Here is a 19,729-nt window from a genome sequence, read left to right as displayed (position 1 = left end):
ACGTCACCGTCGACGTTTCGCTGATCGTTCCGATCGCTATGGAAGAGAAGCTCCGCTTCGCTATCCGTGAAGGTGGTCGTACCGTCGGTGCCGGCGTCGTCGCCGCTATCGTCGAGTAAGAGTTCAAGTTATGAGGGGTGACCCGGTTTCGGGTCACTCTGTCGGTCTGGAGGAGTGTAGCTCAATTGGCTAGAGCACCGGTCTCCAAAACCGGGGGTTGGGGGTTCGAGTCCCTCCACTCCTGCCAAACAGATCGACAAAGCCTCCAAAGTGAGGTAGTCAGAACTTTCTGATCTTCGGATCGCAGGCGCGTGGCTGGAAACTGTCACGCGCCGCTGTCAATTCAAATGGCGGAAGAAATTTCGCATAATCGAGGGCGTTACGAGGCGGTTTTCCGCTAAGGATGCAAGGACGTATGGCAAAGACGAACCCGTTTGAGTTCCTACAACAAGTACGCGCAGAAGCGTCCAAGGTTACTTGGCCAACGCGTAAAGAGACGATGATTACAACCGGTATGGTGTTTGTCATGGTTATCGTTGCGTGTCTTTTCTTCTTCGTGGCGGATTCAGTTATCCAGTTCGCCATTCGCGCGTTATTGGGCTAAGGAGCTGGCTATGGCAAAACGTTGGTACATCGTCCACGCTTATTCCAATTTTGAGAATAAGGTTGCGCAGTCTCTGCGTGATCAGGCTGCGCAGCGCAATCTTGAAGACAAGTTCGAAGAGATTCTGGTTCCCACTGAAAAGGTCGTTGAAGTCCGTCGCGGTCGTAAAGTTGATACAGAACGCAAGTTCTTCCCAGGTTATGTTCTGGTTAAGTGTGATCTGACTGATGAAGTCTATCACCTGATCAAGAATACACCGAAGGTTACAGGCTTCCTTGGTGCTGACAAGTCGAAGCCTATTCCAATTCCGAATGCTGAAGCAGAACGCATTAAGGGACAGGTCGCTGATGGCGTTGACCGTCCGAAGCCTTCTGAAAGCTACGAGGTTGGTGAGCAGGTTCGTGTTTCTGATGGTCCGTTTGCTTCCTTCAACGGTGTTGTTGAAGAAGTTGATCATACACGTGCCCGTCTCAAAGTTGCCGTTTCCATCTTTGGTCGCGCAACGCCTGTTGAACTCGAATACAATCAGGTTGAAAAGCTTGGTTGATTTTTGGTGGGCCTTAATGGTCTGCCAATAACCCGCATCTGCGGGGAAACACGCGGGAGGTTGTCCGGCTTGCCAACCGGGAAAAACGCCGTACCGCGATCTGCAACCATCAGGTTTCAGGTTGGCGCCTGAATATCTGGTACATTTAAGGGAGCAGTCCCATGGCAAAGAAAATTGCCGGTTACGTTAAGCTGCAGGTTCCGGCTGGTGCAGCTAACCCATCCCCACCGATTGGCCCAGCACTGGGTCAGCGCGGTCTGAACATCATGGAATTCTGCAAGGCCTTCAATGCGAAGACCCAGCAGATGGAAAAAGGTACTCCGATTCCGGTGATCATCACCGCTTATCAGGATCGTTCCTTCACTTTCGAGATGAAGCAGCCGCCAGTGTCTTACTTCATTAAGAAGGCAGCTAAGCTCGATAAGGGTTCTCAGACCCCGGGTCGTGGTGGCAAGGCTGGTTCTATCACCAAGGCTCAGGTCGCTGAAATCGCTGAAAAGAAGATGGCTGACCTTAACTGCGATAGCATCGAAGCAGCATCTGCAATGATTGCAGGTTCCGCTCGCTCGATGGGCATCGAAGTTGTAGGCTAAGGGAGAGCAGAATGGCACATCACGGAAAACGTATTCGCGCTGCTCGCGAATTAGTCGACGCAAACAAGCTCTACACAATTGAAGAAGCCGTAAAGCTTCTCAAGGGTGCAGCTAAGACAAAGTTCGACGAAACAGTTGAAATTGCTATGAACCTCGGTGTTGACCCACGTCACGCTGACCAGATGGTTCGTGGTGTCTGCAACCTGCCAAACGGTTCAGGCCGTACATTGCGCGTTGGTGTTTTTGCTCGCGGCCCTAAGGCTGATGAAGCAAAGGCAGCTGGTGCTGATGTTGTTGGTGCAGAAGATCTGTTTGAAATCGTCAATGGCGGTACAATCGAATTCGATCGCTGCATTGCCACACCTGACATGATGCCACTCGTTGGTCGTCTTGGTAAGGTGCTTGGCCCACGTGGCATGATGCCAAACCCAAAGGTTGGCACAGTTACTATGGACATCAAGGCAGCTGTTGAAGCCTCTAAGGGTGGTGCTGTTGAGTTCCGCGTTGAAAAGGCTGGTATCATTCATGCTGGTATCGGTAAGCTTTCTTTCGATGAAGGCAAGCTGATCGAGAACATCAAGGCATTTGTTGACGCTGTTTCTAAGGCTAAGCCTTCAGGTTCGAAGGGCACATACGTTCAGCGTGTTGCTGTTTCTTCGACAATGGGCCCTGGAGTTAAGGTTGAACCAGCATCGGTTCTGAACGCTTAATAGGTGTTCCCCTTTAAGATATTAAGCCCGGCTTCATAGCCGGGCTTTTTTTATTCATCTGAGAACTCTAAGCTCTTTTATAATCTTAAAAAATCTATTTTTCCTGATTAGATTTCGTTGAGTAAATTTAATTTTTTATATCATAAATTAAATTCATTTTTTGAATATTTTTCTAATTAGTAATTATAAATATACGTAGCAAGGTTGATTTTTAGATCGCGTGCCTATATTATTTTCAGATGCTATTCATAGACATTAAAAAATGTCTCCGTTTTAATCCAATATTTTCTCTGGCACTTTCAAGCGATTATTTTGCTTTTCATTTTCTGTCGGACTTGGGTTAATTATTATAAATTGGAGAGTCTTTTGCCTAAAGTTCATCCTTTAGTGATGGCTGCTGCTATGTCTATCTCTGCAGCCTTTTTCACTTTTTCCGGGCCTGTTCAGGCGCAAGTGTGTGAAACTGACAAGCCGATTGTTTTTGGGGATCTCGATTGGGATTCCGTTGTCTTCCATAATGAGGTTGCGCGCTTTATTCTTGAGAAAGGATATGGTTGCCAGACTGATGCTATTCCCGGCTCAACAATTCCACTTTATGCCGGAGCCGTGCGAGGCAATATCAGTGTCATTATGGAGGTATGGGAAAATATATCGCCCAAAGTCTGGAAGGATGCCTTGCAGGCCGGAAAGGTGCGTGAAGTTGGTGTAAACTTCAGTGATGCTGTGCAGGGGTGGTATGTTCCGCGTTATCTGGTTGAAGGGGATGACGCACCTGCAAAAGATTTGAAATCTGTTTCTGATCTGCCCAAATACAAAACATTGTTTCAGGATCAGGAAGAGCCAGAAAAGGGACGCTTTTACAATTGTGTTCCTGGCTGGGGCTGTGAGATCAGCAATACCAAGAAATTTTATGGCTATGGCCTTGATAAGGATTTCATCAATTACCGCCCCGGTACGGCAGCTGCGATGAATGCCTCAATTGAAAGTGCTTTTCGCCGTAAGCAGCCAATTGTGTTCTATTACTGGGGTCCAAGTTGGATCTACGGTAAATACATCAAGGATATGGTTCCGTTACAAGAGCCTGCTTATGATGAAACCGTCTGGAAGCAGATGGAAGAAACAAAAAAGCCAGAAGAGGTCAAACAGGCTACTGCTTACCCACTGGGAACAGTCAAGGTTGGTGTCAATTCTGCCTTTGCAAAGCGCGCTCCCAAGCTGACGGAATTTCTGGCTCGCTATCGGACAAGTAATGATATTACCTCTGAGGCTCTTGTTTATATGCAGGAAAACAGAGGTTCTGCTAAAAAAGCTGCTCTGAATTTTTTGAAAACACGTGAAGATGTTTGGAGGCCATGGGTTTCTCCAGATGTAGCAGCACGCGTCAAAAGCGCTCTCTGAAATCTTTGAAAGATGAGGGCTGTGGCGCTGGTCAGTGCCGTGCTCATTCTTTCTCCTATTTGGAATGAATGGCGTTCTCCTGAAGAGCGTACATTTTATAAATGGAGCTTTTAATCCATGAATATTTTCCCTGACTTTAAGTCGCCTATCGTTGATGCGACCAACAATGCAGTTAATGCGCTTGTTGAAGGCTATGGAGATACTTTTAATGAAATCTCCGGTTCTATTCTGAGCGTTCTGCTGTTGCTGGAGAATGCTTTAAGGGCAGTGCCTCCTGTTGTGATGATTATACTCATTGCAGCTCTCGCATATCTCGCCAGCCGGAAAATTCTTTTTACTGTTATTGTGGCAATTTCACTTTGGGCGATTGGTGCCCTTGGAATGTGGGAGCAGTCCATGCAGACACTGGCTTTAGTGCTTGTTGCTGTGCTCCTGTCAGTTGTCGTCGGTTTGCCAATCGGCATTATGTCTGCGTCATCAAAGGTAATGCGTAAGATCACAATGCCTTTGCTTGATCTGATGCAAACAATACCAAGTTTTGTCTATCTCATTCCGGCTGCCATGCTGTTTGGCCTTGGTAAGGTTCCGGCATTGCTGGCCACGGTAATCTATGCTGTTCCGCCTCTGATCCGTTTGACGGATCTCGGAATTCGCAATGTTGATGATTCAATTGTTGAGGCCAGTCGCGCCTTCGGTTCTACCCGCTGGCAAATCCTGCTTGGGGTTCAGGTTCCCTTATCGCTTCCAGCAATCATGCAGGGAATTAATCAGACAACCATGATGGCACTTTCCATGGTGGTTATTGCCTCCATGATTGGTGCGCGTGGTGTTGGTGAAACAGTCCTTCTCGGACTTCAGAGAAATGACTCCGGGCTTGGATTGGTTGGCGGCATTACGATTGTCATTCTTGCCGTGTTGATTGACCGAATTACGCAGTCATATGGAAACCGTATTCAGCGTCATCGCAGTGAAGGAGTCTGATTATGTCATTAATTGAAATTAAAAATCTGACGACCATCTTTGGAAAGAATCCGAAGGCTGCGCTTGAGAAGCTGTCTGATAATAGTAACAAGCAGCAGATGCTGGCCGAGACAAACCATGTTCTTGCGCTAAACAATATTTCTCTGACAATTGAGGCCGGTGAGATATTTGTCATCATGGGGCTGTCCGGTTCGGGTAAATCTACCCTGGTTCGCCATATTAATCGTTTGATTGATCCGACAGCAGGCTCTGTTCTGATTGATGGGGTTGATATTGTCGGGCTCTCCAGAAAAGAACTTCTGGAACTGCGTCGTAAACGTATTGCAATGGTCTTTCAGCGCTTCGGTCTGATGCCGCATTATACTGTGCTGGAGAATGTTGCCTACGGGCTGCAGATTCAGGGTGTAAAAAGTTCTGAGCGTCTTGATGCTGCAAAGCAGTGGCTGGAGCGGGTAGGGCTTGCCGGTTATGAAAACCAGTATCCGGAACAGCTTTCTGGCGGGATGCAGCAGCGGGTCGGTCTTGCAAGGGCGCTCGCTTCAGATACGGATATTATCCTGATGGATGAAGCATTCTCTGCGCTTGATCCGCTTATTCGTAGTGAGTTGCAGGATGAGGTGGTTAATCTTCAGAATACATTGGGTAAAACCATTGTCTTCATTACTCATGATCTTGATGAGGCGCTTCGGCTTGCTGACCGAATAGCAATTTTGAAAGATGGCAACCTGATACAGGTTGGTACGCCTAATGATATTCTGCTCAATCCTGCGGATGCTTACGTTGAGGCCTTTGTGCGTGATGTTAATCGTGCGCGTGCCCTGACTGTTGATACATTAATGCAGCCTCCTGAACTGCGACTGACTGCGGAAACGATTGGCGGGGCATTGGCTCAGATGCGTCGTGCTCAGACAGATATTGGTTATCTGGTTGACGACGGAAAATACGCAGGTGTTGTAACGCGTGATGCTCTGGAAGAGGCAATCAAGGAGCATGGAGCAGGGCATGCCACATCTGAGGTCGCTGATGAGACCCACGCAATCGCACAGGATACGGCAATTGAAAATGCCCTCCAGACAATGCTTGATAGTGAGCATCCTGTTGCTATCGTAACGGAAGAGGGCGAGCTTGCAGGTGTTATCAATCAGCAGGACGTTGGTGAGATACTGGCTGTATCTGACAAAGATGAGAAGTCAGAAGAGAAAGAAGCCTGATTTGTGATATGTTTTGACCTTGAAAGAGAAGAAATCTGAAATGTACCCCTTGGCAATTGCATTAAAAGGGGTTACATAAGGTTCCTACATTTGGGCGACTCTGTTTCGGGTCGTCCATATTTATTCCATCTGGGCAACCAGATGGTGACAGGCCGCCGGCTTAGAGCCTTACCGGAAGGTAGGTTTTTTGTCGAACGGCCTTGTCCTGTCCGAGACTGCCGGCGTCACTTGTGACTTAATACTGCCAGCATAGACGGGGAAGCCGGAATTTCTGCGTGATGCGCAGTCTTTGATCGGTAGAACCACTCATCCAGCCTTCGGGTTGGGGACAGGGCTTGCGAGAGCGCCGTTTGGGCCTGAAGCTGCAAGCTGAAGAACTAAGCGGCATGTGCAACCGGTAAGCATCTTCTTGTTTACCTAAATCGGAGAGAGCCAGTGGAAAGAGCAGCAAAGCGCGAGCTCGTGTCTACGCTCAACGACGTGTTTAAAAGCACGGGTGTCGTTGTTGTAGCCCACTACGCTGGTCTAACGGTTGCCGACATGCAGAAGCTGCGCGCGCAGATGAAGCAGGCCGGTGCTACCGTTAAGGTCGCGAAAAATCGCCTCGCCAAAATCGCTCTCGAAGGCACGGATGTTGCATCTATCAGTCCTCTTATGACAGGACCGACCCTGATCGCCTATTCAGACGATCCGGTTGCAGCACCAAAAGTTGCTGTCGACTTCGCTAAGTCCAACGACAAACTCGTTGTTCTTGGTGGTGCGATGGGAACGACAGCTCTGGACGCAAACGGTGTGAAGGCTCTTGCCTCTCTGCCGTCTCTGGACGAACTGCGCGGCAAGCTGGTTGGCCTTATTCAGGCTCCTGCTACAAAGATCGCTCAGGTTGTCAGCGCACCGGCCGCCAAGGTCGCACGCGTTTTCGGAGCTTATGCCAACAAAAGCGAAGCGGCGTGAGGCCGTCCTCATTAACCCTGTTCGTATTGATCAAGGAATTTAAACATGGCTGATATCGCCAAACTCGTAGACGATCTGTCTGCACTTACCGTTCTTGAAGCTGCTGAGCTTGCAAAGGCTCTGGAAGAAAAGTGGGGCGTTTCCGCTGCTGCAGCTGTTGCAGTTGCTGCTGCTCCTGCTGCTGGTGGCGCTGCTGCCGCTGAAGAAAAGAGCGAATACAACGTCATTCTTGCTGCTGCTGGCGACAAGAAGATCGAAGTCATTAAGGAAGTCCGTGGTATCACGGGTCTTGGCCTTAAGGAAGCTAAGGACCTCGTCGAAGGCGCACCTAAGCCTGTTAAGGAAGGCGTTGCTAAGGACGAAGCCGAAAAGATCAAGGCTGCCCTTGAGAAGGTCGGTGCAAAGGTTGAGCTTCAGTAATGAGCTCCCGCAGGCTCTAGGGCTTGCGTTCCTTCAGGCTTCTGAAGGTTGAATTTAGACGGTCCCAGCCGGTTTTCGGTTGGGGCCGTCGACTCGTCAATTCAGATTGTCATGGAAATGACAATGTGTGGGCGTTAGATGCGGTGGGCCTGAAAAGGCTTTCAGATGGGATGACCGGTTTACCGGGCGGTTGACCCAAAGTTTCGAGTGAGGCTTTCATTCGAAGTGTTTGGTCAGTCGTTGTTTAATTAAATTGGAGCGAGGTCCATATGGCCAATAAGCTGATAGGCCGGAAGCGTATCCGTAAGTTCTTCGGGAAGATTCGCGAAGTTGCGGAAATGCCGAACCTGATCGAGGTGCAGAAGGCATCTTATGATCAGTTCCTTATGGTCGAGGAGCCGAAAGGCGGGCGCCCTGATGAGGGGTTGCAGTCGGTTTTTAAATCTGTCTTCCCGATATCAGACTTTGCCAACACTTCGCTGCTTGAGTTTGTCAAATATACATTTGAAGCTCCAAAGTACGATGTTGATGAGTGCCGTCAGCGCGGTATGACTTTCTCAGCTCCCCTCAAGGTGACGCTGCGTCTCATCGTATTTGATGTCGACCCGGATACGGATTCCCGTTCGGTCAAGGACATCAAGGAACAGGACGTTTACATGGGCGATATGCCGCTCATGACTGATAACGGTACCTTTATCGTTAATGGTACAGAGCGTGTCATCGTTTCCCAGATGCACCGTTCACCGGGTGTGTTCTTCGATCACGACAAGGGTAAGACGCATTCTTCCGGCAAGCTTCTGTTTGCTGCGCGTATCATTCCTTACCGTGGTTCATGGCTTGATATCGAATTCGATGCCAAGGATATTGTTCACGTCCGTATCGACCGCAAGCGCAAGCTTCCGGTAACAACGCTGCTTTATGCTCTTGGTCTGGACGGTGAGGAAATCCTCAACACGTTCTATAGCACGGTTGAATTCGACCTGACCAAAAAAGGCTGGCGTATGCCTTATGACCCTGAACAGATGAAGGGTATGAAGGCTATTACAGATATTATTGATGCGGATTCCGGTGAAGTTGTTCTTGCTGCTGGCAAGAAGCTGACTGCACGTGCTGCCCGTCAGCTGGCAGAGAAGGGCCTCAAGGCTCTGCGTGCAACGGATGAAGATCTGTATGGGCGTTATATTGCTCAGGATATCGTCAATATGCAGACCGGTGAAATCTACGCCGAAGCTGGCGACGAAATCACTGAAAAGTCCTTGAAGGAACTGGTTGATCTCGGTTTCTCAACGATTCCGGTCCTCAATATCGACCATATCAATATTGGTCCTTATATCCGCAATACGCTGGCAGCAGATAAGAATTCTTCCCGTCAGGAAGCTCTGTTCGACATCTATCGTGTTATGCGTCCGGGTGAACCGCCAACAATGGAAACGGCAGAAGCCATGTTCCATTCGCTGTTCTTCGATGCAGAACGTTATGATCTGTCAGCCGTTGGTCGCGTCAAGATGAACATGCGTCTTGATCTGGATGCTGAAGATACAGTTCGTACTCTTCGTCGTGAAGATATGCTGGCTGTTGTTAAGGCTCTGGTTGACCTGCGCGATGGCAAGGGCGAAGTCGACGATATCGATCACCTCGGTAACCGTCGTGTCCGTTCTGTCGGCGAACTGATGGAAAATCAGTATCGTCTTGGCTTGCTGCGTATGGAACGCGCTATCCGTGAACGTATGTCTTCTGTCGATATCGACACAGTCATGCCTCAGGATCTGATCAATGCCAAGCCTGCTGCTGCCGCTGTTCGCGAGTTCTTCGGTTCTTCGCAGCTGTCACAGTTTATGGATCAGAACAACCCGCTTTCCGAAGTAACCCATAAGCGTCGTCTTTCGGCGCTTGGCCCAGGTGGTTTGACCCGTGAACGTGCAGGCTTTGAAGTCCGTGACGTGCATCCAACACACTATGGCCGTATCTGCCCGATTGAAACACCGGAAGGTCCGAATATCGGTCTGATCAACTCGCTGGCAACTTTTGCCCGCGTTAATAAATATGGCTTTATCGAAACACCTTTCCGTCGCGTTCGCGAAGGTCTGGTAACTGATGAAGTAATCTATCTCTCCGCAATGGAAGAAGCGAAGTACAACATCGCTCAGGCCAATGCGACGATGGATAAGGATAACCGTCTGACAGAAGACCTCGTTGTCTGCCGCCGTGCAGGTGACGTTATGGTTGCTCCTGCCGATAAGGTTGACCTGATGGACGTGTCACCGAAGCAGCTTGTTTCGGTTGCCGCTGCTCTTATTCCGTTCCTTGAGAACGACGATGCTAACCGCGCTCTGATGGGTTCGAACATGCAGCGTCAGGCTGTTCCGCTGTTGCAGGCGGATGCACCGTTCGTTGGAACAGGTATGGAAGCAATCGTTGCCCGTGATTCCGGCTCAGCTATTGCTGCCCGCCGCACAGGTATCGTTGATCAGGTGGACGCAACACGTATCGTTATCCGCGCCAGCGGTGAAACTGATCCGACAAAGCCGGGCGTTGATATCTACCGTCTGAAAAAGTTCCAGCGTTCCAACCAGAGCACCTGTATTACACAGAAGCCATTGGTTCGCGTTGGTGACCTGATCACGAAGGGCGAGATCATTGCTGACGGTCCGTCTACGGAACTCGGCGAATTGGCTCTTGGTCGCAACATGCTTGTCGCGTTCATGCCATGGAACGGTTACAACTACGAAGATTCGATCCTGCTTTCCGAGCGTATCGTGAAGGACGACGTCCTGACATCGATCCATATCGAAGAGTTTGAAGTTTCTGCTCGTGATACCAAGCTTGGTCCGGAAGAAATCACCCGCGATATTCCGAACGTTTCGGAAGAAGCGATGAAGAATCTCGACGAAGCCGGTATTGTCTATATCGGTGCTGAAGTGAATGCCGGCGATATTCTCGTTGGTAAGATCACGCCGAAGGGTGAAAGCCCAATGACACCAGAAGAAAAGCTTCTGCGTGCTATCTTCGGTGAAAAGGCATCTGACGTTCGCGATACATCCCTGCGTGTTCCTCCGGGAGTAACAGGTACAATCGTTGAAGTCCGCGTCTTCAACCGTCATGGTGTTGACAAGGACGAACGTGCTCAGGCAATCGAGCGTGAAGAAATCGAACAGCTCGCAAAAGACCGTGACGACGAACAGGCAATTCTGGATCGTAACACTTACGTCCGTCTGAGCGCCGTTCTGAAGGGCCAGAAGGCTGTTGCCGGTCCTAAGGGCTTTGCAAAAGATGCTGCTCTGACAACTGACATGCTGAACGAGTTCCCTCGTTCTCAGTGGTGGCAGTTTGCTGTTGCTGATGATGCCGCTATGGCTGAAATCGAAGCTATGCGTACGCAGTACGATGAGTCAAAGAAGCTGCTTGAACAGCGCTTCCTTGATAAGGTCGAAAAGCTGCAGCGTGGTGACGAACTGCCTCCAGGCGTCATGAAGATGGTCAAGGTCTTCATTGCCGTTAAGCGTAAGATTCAGCCAGGCGATAAGATGGCTGGCCGTCATGGCAACAAGGGTGTTGTCTCCCGTATCGTGCCTGTCGAAGACATGCCATTCCTGGAAGATGGTACTCACGTTGATATCGTGCTGAACCCACTGGGTGTGCCGAGCCGTATGAACGTCGGGCAGATTCTCGAAACCCACCTGGGTTGGGCTGCTGCTGGTCTTGGTAAGCAGATTTCGCAGGCTGTTGAAGCCTACCGTAAATCTGGTGAGGCTGCACAGCTGCGCACGAAGATGCTTGAAATCTACGGTGATGAGCCTGCAATCAAGGAAGCTACCGATGATCAGGTTGCTGAGCTTGGTTCGAACCTGAAGCGCGGCGTTCCATTTGCAACACCAGTCTTTGATGGTGCAAAGGAACTCGACATTGAGAACATGCTTGAAATGGCTGGTCTCAATAAGTCAGGTCAGGTCACATTGTATGATGGCCGCACAGGTGAGGCTTTCGATCGTCAGGTAACAGTCGGCTACATCTACATGCTGAAGCTGCACCACCTTGTTGACGACAAGATTCACGCTCGCTCCATCGGTCCATACAGCCTTGTTACCCAGCAGCCGCTTGGTGGTAAGGCCCAGTTCGGTGGTCAGCGCTTCGGTGAAATGGAGGTCTGGGCTCTCGAAGCTTATGGCGCCGCTTACACCTTGCAGGAAATGCTCACCGTCAAGTCTGACGACGTGGCAGGCCGTACAAAGGTTTATGAGGCGATTGTCCGTGGTGACGATACCTTCGAATCCGGTATTCCTGAGAGCTTTAACGTTCTCGTCAAGGAAATGCGTTCGTTGGGCATGAATGTCGAATTGACCAACAGCAAGAAAGTGCTTGATCAGTTGCCGCCTTCAGAGGCTGCCGAGTAAGCGTTTTTAGTTAGTTACATCCGGTCGCGGATTTATCCGCGACCACATGTTTTGCCGGTGAGGAAGCAATAGGCTTCCTACAGTTCAGGAGACGGCGATGAATCAAGAGGTCATGAATCTCTTCAACCAGACGGCTCAGCCGCAGAGCTTCGATCAGATTAAGATTTCGATAGCGAGCCCGGAAAAGATTCTGTCCTGGTCCTATGGCGAGATCAAAAAGCCTGAGACCATCAACTATCGTACCTTCAAGCCAGAGCGTGACGGTCTTTTCTGCGCACGTATCTTTGGCCCGATTAAGGATTACGAGTGCTTGTGCGGCAAATACAAGCGCATGAAATATAAGGGCGTTATCTGTGAGAAGTGCGGCGTCGAAGTGACTCTCGCACGCGTCCGTCGTGATCGTATGGGTCACATTGAGCTTGCTGCTCCGGTTGCTCACATCTGGTTCCTGAAGTCTCTGCCAAGCCGCATTGGTCTGCTGCTCGACATGACACTGAAGGATCTGGAAAAGATTCTTTATTTCGAATCCTATGTCGTTATTGATCCGGGTCTTACTCCACTGAAGGAGCGTCAGCTTCTTTCAGAAGAAGAGTATATCCATGCTCAGGACGAATTTGGCGAAGATCACTTCGTTGCCATGATCGGTGCGGAAGCTATCCGCAAGATCCTTCAGGATCTCGATCTTGAGCAGGTTGCAACTGATCTGCGTGAAGAAATTGCTGTCACGACTTCAGAACTGAAGCCTAAGAAGCTTCTGAAGCGTCTGAAGATCATTGAGGCCTTCATCGAATCCGGCAATAAGCCAGAATGGATGATCCTGACAGTTGTTCCTGTTATTCCGCCTGATCTGCGCCCTCTGGTGCCGCTGGATGGTGGCCGTTTCGCGACATCCGATCTGAACGATCTTTACCGTCGTGTGATCAACCGTAACAACCGTCTGAAGCGCCTTATCGAGCTGCGTGCGCCCGATATCATTATCCGCAACGAAAAGCGTATGCTTCAGGAAGCTGTTGACGCTCTGTTCGATAATGGTCGTCGTGGTCGTGTCATTACAGGTGCTAACAAGCGTCCTCTGAAGTCTCTTGCAGATATGCTCAAGGGTAAGCAGGGCCGTTTCCGTCAGAACCTTCTCGGTAAGCGTGTCGACTATTCCGGTCGTTCGGTTATCGTTGTTGGTCCTGAGCTGAAGCTGCATCAGTGTGGTCTTCCAAAAAAGATGGCTCTGGAGCTCTTTAAGCCATTTATCTATGCCAAGCTGGACGCACGCGGTCTTTCCGCAACCGTTAAGCAGGCGAAGAAGCTGGTTGAAAAGGAAAAGCCAGAAGTCTGGGATATTCTCGATGAGGTTATCCGCGAACATCCGGTTATGCTCAACCGTGCGCCAACACTCCACCGTCTTGGTATTCAGGCATTCGAACCTGTCCTGATCGAAGGTAAGGCTATTCAGCTTCACCCGCTGGTCTGTGCTGCGTTTAACGCCGACTTCGACGGTGACCAGATGGCTGTTCACGTACCGCTGTCGCTTGAAGCCCAGCTTGAAGCACGCGTACTGATGATGTCCACCAACAACATCCTGCATCCTGCCAACGGTGCGCCTATTATTGTGCCGTCACAGGATATCGTTCTTGGTCTTTATTATCTCTCCCTTCTCAACGAAGGTGAGCCAAATGAAGGCAAGGCATTTGCTGATGTTGGTGAAATCGAGCATGCTCTGGCCAATAAGGTCATCACGCTGCACACCAAGATCCGTTATCGTTGGGTTGGTACTAACGAAGACGGTTCCAAGTACAGCAAGATTTACGAGACCACACCAGGTCGCGTCTTCCTGTCCCAGATGCTGCCAGACCATTCTTCAGTTTCCTTCGATGTCGTGAACAAGCTCATGACAAAGAAAGAAATCTCGAACATGATTGACACCGTCTACCGCAACTGTGGTCAGAAGGAATCGGTGATCTTCTGTGATCGTATCATGTCCCTTGGTTTCCGCAACGCTTTCAAGGCCGGTATTTCGTTCGGTAAGGACGACATGGTTGTGCCTGAGAACAAGTGGGAAATCGTTGAAGAGACCCGTACTCTGGCAAAAGACTACGAACAGCAGTATCAGGATGGTCTAATCACACAGGGCGAAAAGTACAACAAGGTTGTTGATGCTTGGGCTAAGTGTTCTGATCGCCTTGCTGGTGAAATGATGAACCGCATTTCTGCCGTTCAGCACGATGAGGAAGGTCGTCAGAAGCAGATCAACTCGATCTACATGATGTCCCACTCTGGTGCCCGTGGTTCTCCTGCTCAGATGCGTCAGCTCGCAGCTATGCGTGGTCTGATGGCTAAGCCTTCTGGTGAAATTATCGAAAGCCCGATTATTTCAAACTTTAAAGAAGGTCTGGACGTGCTCGAGTACTTCAACTCGACCCACGGTGCCCGTAAGGGTCTTGCCGATACAGCTCTGAAGACTGCGAACTCCGGTTATCTGACTCGTCGTCTTGTTGACGTTGCTCAGGACGCTGTTATCCGCGAACGCGATTGTGGTTCAACGAATGGTATTTCCATGCGTGCCATTATCGACTCCGGTCAGGTTGTGGCATCTCTCGCATCACGTGTTCTCGGCCGTACGGCTGTGGAAGATGTGGTCAGTCCTGATGGTACCGTTCTGGTTCCTGCCGGTACGATGATTGAAGAACAGCACATTGAGGCAATCAATGCTGCCAACGTTCAGGAAATCAAGATTCGTTCAGTGCTGACTTGTGAAACCAAGACAGGTGTCTGTGCCACATGTTATGGCCGTGACCTTGCTCGCGGTACACCAGTCAATATGGGTGAGGCAGTCGGTGTTATCGCTGCTCAGTCCATTGGTGAGCCTGGTACCCAGCTGACAATGCGTACCTTCCACATCGGTGGTGCTGCTCAGATTGCTGATCAGTCTGCTCTGGAAACCAACTTTGAAGGTACGGTCAAGATTCGTAACCGTCATATTGCACGTAACTCCGATGGCGATCTGATCGTCATGGGTCGTAACGTTGCAGTGGTTATCATGGGCCCTGACGGAACAGAACGTGCCGTTCACCGTGTTCAGTACGGTTCACGTCTGAAGGTTGACGAGGGTGATAAGGTCAAGCGCGGCGCTCGTATCGCCGAGTGGGACCCATACACACGTCCAATCGTCAGTGAAATCGACGGTGTTGTTGGTTACGAAGATCTGGTTGATGGCCAGTCCATGACAGAAACAACCGATGAAGCGACAGGTATCGCCAAGCGTGTTGTTATTGACTGGCGTGCGTCTTCCCGTACAGCTGATCTGCGTCCGGCTATCATCATTGAAGCTGAAGGCAAGGTTGCGAAGCTCGCCCGTGGTGGTGATGCCCGTTATCTCCTGCCAGTTGAGGCTATCCTCAACGTGGCTCCTGGCTCCAAGATCAAAGCTGGTGATATTCTGGCTCGTGTCTCCTCTGAGAGTGCGAAGACCCGTGACATCACCGGTGGTCTGCCACGCGTTGCCGAACTCTTCGAAGCTCGTCGTCCAAAAGATGCCGCTGTAATCGCAGAGAAGTCCGGTACAATTCAGTTCGGTCGTGACTACAAGAATAAGCGTCGTGTTTCGCTTATTCCGCATGATGGTTCTGAAACAGTTGAATACCTGATCCCTAAGGGTAAGCATATTCACCTGCAGGACGGTGACGCTGTTGAACTCGGCGATTTCATTGTCGACGGTAATCCAGCTCCACATGATATCCTTGCGATTAAGGGTGTCGAAGAGCTGGCAGCCTATCTCGTCAACGAAATTCAGGAAGTCTATCGTCTGCAGGGCGTGGGCATCAACGATAAGCACATTGAGGTGATTGTTCGCCAGATGCTGCAGAAAGTTGAGATCACGGAAACAGGTGATAGCGATCTGATCGCTGGTGACCAGATTGACCGTACAGAGCTTGAAGAGATTAATGAGAAGCTTGTCAGTGAAGGCAAGAAGCCAGTATCCGGTAATCCGGTTCTGCTCGGCATCACCAAAGCCTCACTGCAGACACGTTCGTTTATCTCTGCAGCATCCTTCCAGGAAACAACGCGTGTTCTGACGGAAGCAGCTGTAAATGGTAAGGTTGATACGCTTGAAGGTCTCAAAGAGAACGTCATCGTTGGTAGCCTGATCCCAGCTGGTACAGGTGCTATGGCTTCCCAGATCAAAGCTGTCGCTCAGCGTCGCGATGATCTGATCCAGGAGCATAAGAAGGTTGATAGCCAGAAGATCATTGAAGAGCTTCCATCTATCACCGCAGCTCCAGAGGCTACACCTCCTGCAGCTGAGTAAGCTCAACGCATAAAAGTTTAAGAGGGCCGCTTCTCCAAGCGGCCCTTTTTGCATATGAAAGGGTAGGGAGTTTTTAGAAATAAATTCTCTTTTTTGGGGCTGCGCAGGTTGTTTTATGACTCCAGGTTACGATTTTTCAGAAATCGCAACGGATAGTGTTGACTTTTTGCGACTCGAAATATAGAACGACAGGACTTTCCAGCTGGCTGTAGGTGATCGCATGTCAAAACACCTAGTTTTGACCCGGGCCGCCTAAACGCAGCTGAATTCAGCACTGACTGACGATTGTCAGAATTAGGGCATGACCGTAGCAGATTTTCTGTTGTGGTCCTCTGTAGGTGCACCGCGCAACGGCGTCAGCCTTGTCGCGGTTTCGTGTTATGTGGCTTTTGGCTTCGTAATGCGGCATTTATGGTTTTATTGGCTTGAATTTGGCCGCATGGCGGCTAGTGGAAGAGGGCAAGGATGCCAACAATTTCTCAGCTGATCCGCAAGCCGCGGACGGCACAGAAGGCCCGGAACAAGGTTCCAGCAATGGAAGCATGCCCGCAGAAGCGGGGTGTTTGTACACGCGTCTACACAACAACACCGAAGAAGCCGAACTCGGCTCTTCGTAAGGTGGCTAAGATCCGTTTGACTAACGGTTTCGAGGTTATCGGTTATATTCCAGGTGAAGGTCATAACCTTCAGGAGCACTCCGTGGTAATGATCCGCGGCGGTCGTGTGAAGGATCTTCCTGGTGTTCGTTATCACATTCTTCGTGGCGTTCTCGATACGCAGGGTGTGAAGGATCGTAAGCAGCGTCGTTCGAAGTACGGCGCGAAGCGTCCTAAGTAATTTGACCTTGGACTGGATGGAGCTGGCATATGTCTCGCCGCCACAGCGCTGAAAAGCGTGAAATTATTCCTGATCCGAAGTACGGAGATATCGTTGTAACCAAGTTCATGAACTCGGTTATGTATGACGGTAAGAAGTCCGTAGCGGAATCAATCGTTTATGGCGCTTTCGATATTATCGAGAGTCGCGTTAAGAGCGATCCTCTTGAAGTCTTTAAGCAGGCTCTTGAGAACGTTGCTCCAACCATCGAAGTTCGTTCCCGCCGCGTTGGTGGTGCAACGTACCAGGTTCCTGTCGAAGTTCGCGCTGAGCGTCGTCAGGCTCTGGCAATTCGCTGGTTGATTCAGGCTGCTCGTAACCGTTCTGATAAGACAATGGTTGAGCGTCTGTCTGCTGAGCTGCTCGATGCGTCCAATAGCCGTGGTAGCGCGGTTAAGAAGCGCGAAGACACGCACCGTATGGCTGAAGCCAACCGTGCATTCTCTCACTATCGCTGGTAACGGCCAGGAACCGAACGGAGTATAGGTGATGGCACGTACGCACGCCGTAGAAGACTACCGTAACTTCGGCATCATGGCTCACATCGATGCTGGTAAGACGACAACAACCGAGCGTATTCTTTTCTATACGGGCAGACTGCACCGTATGGGTGAAACGCACGAAGGCGCTGCAACCATGGACTTCATGGCGCAGGAGCAGGAACGTGGTATTACCATTACTTCTGCTGCTACGACCTGTTTCTGGCGTGGCAAGCGTTTGAATATTATTGACACCCCCGGCCACGTCGACTTCACGATTGAAGTTGAGCGTTCGCTGCGTGTTCTCGATGGCGCGGTTTGCGTGCTTGACGGTAACCAGGGTGTTGAGCCTCAGACAGAGACAGTATGGCGTCAGGCTGACAAGTATGACGTTCCACGTATCGTCTTCATCAACAAGATGGATAAGATTGGCGCGGACTTCTACAAGTCGGTTGCAAGTATTATTGATCGCGTTGCTGGTAAGCCTGTCTGCTTGCAGCTGCCAATCGGTGCTGAAAACAACTTCAAAGGCGTTGTCGATCTGATCGAGATGCGTGCCCTTGTTTGGGAAAAGGAAGAAGTTGGCGCTGATTATACAGTTGTCGAAATTCCTGCTGATCTTGCTGACAAGGCTGCAGAATATCGTACGAAGCTTGTAGAAGCTTGCGTCGAGCTCGATGATGAAGCAATGAACAACTACCTTGAAGGTGTTGAGCCAAGTGCAGACGCTCTGCGTCTTCTGGTTCGTAAGGCTGTTCAGGAACGTGCTTTCCATCCTATTCTGTGCGGTACAGCATTTAAGAATAAGGGTGTTCAGCCACTGCTTGATGCGGTTGTTGATTACCTTCCTTCTCCGGTCGATCGTGGTGCCATTAAAGGTATCGACTTCAAGACTGAAGAAGAAGTTGTTCGTATGCCATCTGACGATGAACCTTTCTCCATGCTCGCATTCAAGATCATGGACGATCCGTTCGTTGGTACGATTACATTCTGCCGCGTTTATTCCGGTAAGGTTGAGTCCGGTACAACCGTTCTGAACTCTACACGTGACAAGCGTGAGCGTGTTGGTCGTATGCTTCTGATGCATGCTAATAACCGTGAAGATATCAAGGAAGCTTGCGCTGGTGATATCGTTGCTCTGGCATCCCTCAAGGATACCCGTACTGGTGACACTCTGTGTGATCCAAATAAGGCTGTTATCCTCGAAAAGATGGAATTCCCTGAGCCGGTTATCGAAATCGCTATTGAGCCTAAGTCAAAGGCTGACCAGGAAAAGCTTGGTCTTGCTCTTGCGAAGCTCGCTAACGAAGATCCTTCCTTCCGTGTATCTACCGATCAGGAATCTGGTCAGACAATTCTGAAGGGTATGGGTGAACTTCACCTCGACATTAAGGTCGACATTCTCCGTCGTACTTATAAGGTCGATGCCAACGTTGGTGCTCCTCAGGTTGCTTACCGTGAGCGTATCTCGAAAAAAGTCGAGGTCGATTATACTCACAAGAAGCAGTCTGGTGGTACAGGTCAGTTTGGTCGCGTTAAGCTCATTGTTGAGCCTAATGAGCCAGGTGCTGGTTACCAGTTCGAGAGCCAGATTGTTGGTGGTGCTGTTCCTAAGGAATATATCCCTGGTGTTGAAAAGGGTCTCCAGAGCGTTCTTGGCGCTGGTATCCTTGCCGGCTTCCCGGTTGTCGATCTCAAAGTAACACTGGTTGACGGTGCTTACCACGAAGTTGACTCCTCGGCTCTGGCCTTCGAAATCGCTGCTCGTGCAGCTCTTCGTGAAGCTCTCCAGAAGGGCGCTTCGGTTCTCCTCGAGCCGATCATGAAGGTCGAAGTTGTGACCCCAGAAGATTACACCGGTAGCGTCATCGGTGACCTGAACTCCCGTCGTGGGCAGATTCAGGGACAGGATATGCGCGGAAACGCAGTTGTCGTGAATGCAATGGTGCCACTGGCCAACATGTTTGGTTATGTGAACACTCTGCGCTCTATGTCTCAGGGCCGCGCCAACTTCACGATGCAATTCGATCATTATGATCAAGTGCCGTCTCACGTAGCGGCTGAGGTTCAGGCGAAACTCGCCTGAACCAACTGAACCCTTAAAGATTAACGGCTTAGAACAGAAAACAGGTGCTGCGATGGCCAAGGAAAAATTTGAGCGGAATAAGCCGCATTGTAATATCGGAACGATTGGTCACGTTGACCACGGCAAGACGTCATTGACGGCTGCGATCACGAAGGTATTGGCAGAAGCCGGCGGAGCTG

16 protein-coding genes and 1 tRNA gene are annotated in these 19,729 nt (G+C 50.2%); all 17 read left to right on the top strand.

The features are described 5' to 3' along the window. Nucleotides 1–119 (top strand): EF-Tu C-terminal domain-related protein (locus WJT86_RS11930; protein WP_455429314.1); only part of this gene is annotated, 119 nt, incomplete at its 5' end. 51 nt (nt 120–170) lie between these two features. Beyond that, nucleotides 171–247, top strand: a tRNA-Trp gene (locus tag WJT86_RS11925). A gap of 168 nt (nt 248–415) precedes the next feature. Next, nucleotides 416–604: a preprotein translocase subunit SecE gene (secE, locus tag WJT86_RS11920; protein WP_346337811.1), complete on the top strand. Its 189-nt coding sequence runs from the start codon at nt 416–418 to the stop codon at nt 602–604. Nucleotides 605–614: 10 nt separating this feature from the next. Further along, nucleotides 615–1,151 carry a transcription termination/antitermination protein NusG gene (gene nusG, locus WJT86_RS11915; protein WP_346337808.1) on the top strand — a complete coding sequence of 179 codons (537 nt, stop codon included), beginning with the start codon at nt 615–617 and terminating at the stop codon, nt 1,149–1,151. A gap of 161 nt (nt 1,152–1,312) precedes the next feature. Continuing rightward, the gene (rplK, locus tag WJT86_RS11910; protein ID WP_346337807.1) at nt 1,313–1,744 is read left to right on the top strand and encodes a 50S ribosomal protein L11; all 432 of its coding nucleotides are present in this window, start codon (nt 1,313–1,315) and stop codon (nt 1,742–1,744) included. An 11-nt stretch (nt 1,745–1,755) separates the two neighbouring features. Further along, nucleotides 1,756–2,454, top strand: coding sequence for a 50S ribosomal protein L1 (gene rplA / locus WJT86_RS11905; RefSeq protein WP_346337806.1), 699 nt, complete (start codon nt 1,756–1,758; stop codon nt 2,452–2,454). 402 nt (nt 2,455–2,856) lie between these two features. Further along, complete coding sequence (locus WJT86_RS11900; protein WP_346337805.1) at nt 2,857–3,852, top strand: ABC transporter substrate-binding protein; 996 nt, start codon at nt 2,857–2,859, stop codon at nt 3,850–3,852. A gap of 123 nt (nt 3,853–3,975) precedes the next feature. Next, nucleotides 3,976–4,833, top strand: a complete 858-nt coding sequence (locus WJT86_RS11895) for an ABC transporter permease (protein WP_407066962.1) — start codon at nt 3,976–3,978, stop codon at nt 4,831–4,833. 2 nt (nt 4,834–4,835) lie between these two features. Beyond that, nucleotides 4,836–6,044 carry a quaternary amine ABC transporter ATP-binding protein gene (locus WJT86_RS11890; protein WP_407066961.1) on the top strand — a complete coding sequence of 403 codons (1,209 nt, stop codon included), beginning with the start codon at nt 4,836–4,838 and terminating at the stop codon, nt 6,042–6,044. 435 nt (nt 6,045–6,479) lie between these two features. Further along, the gene (rplJ, locus tag WJT86_RS11885) at nt 6,480–6,998 is read left to right on the top strand and encodes a 50S ribosomal protein L10 (protein WP_346337803.1); all 519 of its coding nucleotides are present in this window, start codon (nt 6,480–6,482) and stop codon (nt 6,996–6,998) included. A gap of 45 nt (nt 6,999–7,043) precedes the next feature. Beyond that, entirely contained in the window at nt 7,044–7,418 is a 375-nt protein-coding gene (rplL, locus tag WJT86_RS11880; RefSeq protein ID WP_346337802.1) for a 50S ribosomal protein L7/L12, read from the top strand. A gap of 269 nt (nt 7,419–7,687) precedes the next feature. Continuing rightward, on the top strand, nt 7,688–11,809 hold the full coding sequence (gene rpoB / locus WJT86_RS11875) for a DNA-directed RNA polymerase subunit beta (RefSeq protein ID WP_346337801.1): 4,122 nt from the start codon (nt 7,688–7,690) through the stop codon (nt 11,807–11,809). Between the two features lie 97 nt (nt 11,810–11,906). Next, nucleotides 11,907–16,109 (top strand): DNA-directed RNA polymerase subunit beta', encoded by a 4,203-nt coding sequence (rpoC, locus tag WJT86_RS11870; RefSeq protein WP_346337800.1) that lies wholly within the window; start codon nt 11,907–11,909, stop codon nt 16,107–16,109. Nucleotides 16,110–16,574: 465 nt separating this feature from the next. After that, nucleotides 16,575–16,946 carry a 30S ribosomal protein S12 gene (gene rpsL / locus WJT86_RS11865; protein ID WP_346337799.1) on the top strand — a complete coding sequence of 124 codons (372 nt, stop codon included), beginning with the start codon at nt 16,575–16,577 and terminating at the stop codon, nt 16,944–16,946. 29 nt (nt 16,947–16,975) lie between these two features. Then, complete coding sequence (gene rpsG / locus WJT86_RS11860) at nt 16,976–17,446, top strand: 30S ribosomal protein S7 (RefSeq protein ID WP_346337798.1); 471 nt, start codon at nt 16,976–16,978, stop codon at nt 17,444–17,446. Nucleotides 17,447–17,474: 28 nt separating this feature from the next. Next, nucleotides 17,475–19,550, top strand: a complete 2,076-nt coding sequence (gene fusA, locus WJT86_RS11855) for an elongation factor G (RefSeq protein WP_346337797.1) — start codon at nt 17,475–17,477, stop codon at nt 19,548–19,550. A gap of 52 nt (nt 19,551–19,602) precedes the next feature. Beyond that, a partial coding sequence (locus WJT86_RS11850; RefSeq protein WP_346337809.1) for a GTP-binding protein occupies nt 19,603–19,729 on the top strand: 127 nt, incomplete at its 3' end.

The organism is Hohaiivirga grylli (genome assembly GCF_039655745.1).
GTDB classification, from domain to species: domain Bacteria; phylum Pseudomonadota; class Alphaproteobacteria; order Rhizobiales; family Beijerinckiaceae; genus Hohaiivirga; species Hohaiivirga grylli.
The sequence above is the reverse complement of the archived record's forward strand: the minus strand, read 5'-3'. Positions and strand labels throughout refer to the sequence as shown.

Coding starts and splice junctions, on each gene's coding strand:
- rpsG (WP_346337798.1), top strand. CDS start 16,976: ATGTCTCGCCGCCACAGCGCTGAAAAGCGTGAAATTATTCCTGATCCG.
- rplK (WP_346337807.1), top strand. CDS start 1,313: ATGGCAAAGAAAATTGCCGGTTACGTTAAGCTGCAGGTTCCGGCTGGT.
- nusG (WP_346337808.1), top strand. CDS start 615: ATGGCAAAACGTTGGTACATCGTCCACGCTTATTCCAATTTTGAGAAT.
- WJT86_RS11900 (WP_346337805.1), top strand. CDS start 2,857: ATGTCTATCTCTGCAGCCTTTTTCACTTTTTCCGGGCCTGTTCAGGCG.
- rplL (WP_346337802.1), top strand. CDS start 7,044: ATGGCTGATATCGCCAAACTCGTAGACGATCTGTCTGCACTTACCGTT.
- fusA (WP_346337797.1), top strand. CDS start 17,475: ATGGCACGTACGCACGCCGTAGAAGACTACCGTAACTTCGGCATCATG.
- rpoC (WP_346337800.1), top strand. CDS start 11,907: ATGAATCAAGAGGTCATGAATCTCTTCAACCAGACGGCTCAGCCGCAG.
- secE (WP_346337811.1), top strand. CDS start 416: ATGGCAAAGACGAACCCGTTTGAGTTCCTACAACAAGTACGCGCAGAA.
- WJT86_RS11890 (WP_407066961.1), top strand. CDS start 4,836: ATGTCATTAATTGAAATTAAAAATCTGACGACCATCTTTGGAAAGAAT.
- rpsL (WP_346337799.1), top strand. CDS start 16,575: ATGCCAACAATTTCTCAGCTGATCCGCAAGCCGCGGACGGCACAGAAG.
- rplA (WP_346337806.1), top strand. CDS start 1,756: ATGGCACATCACGGAAAACGTATTCGCGCTGCTCGCGAATTAGTCGAC.
- rpoB (WP_346337801.1), top strand. CDS start 7,688: ATGGCCAATAAGCTGATAGGCCGGAAGCGTATCCGTAAGTTCTTCGGG.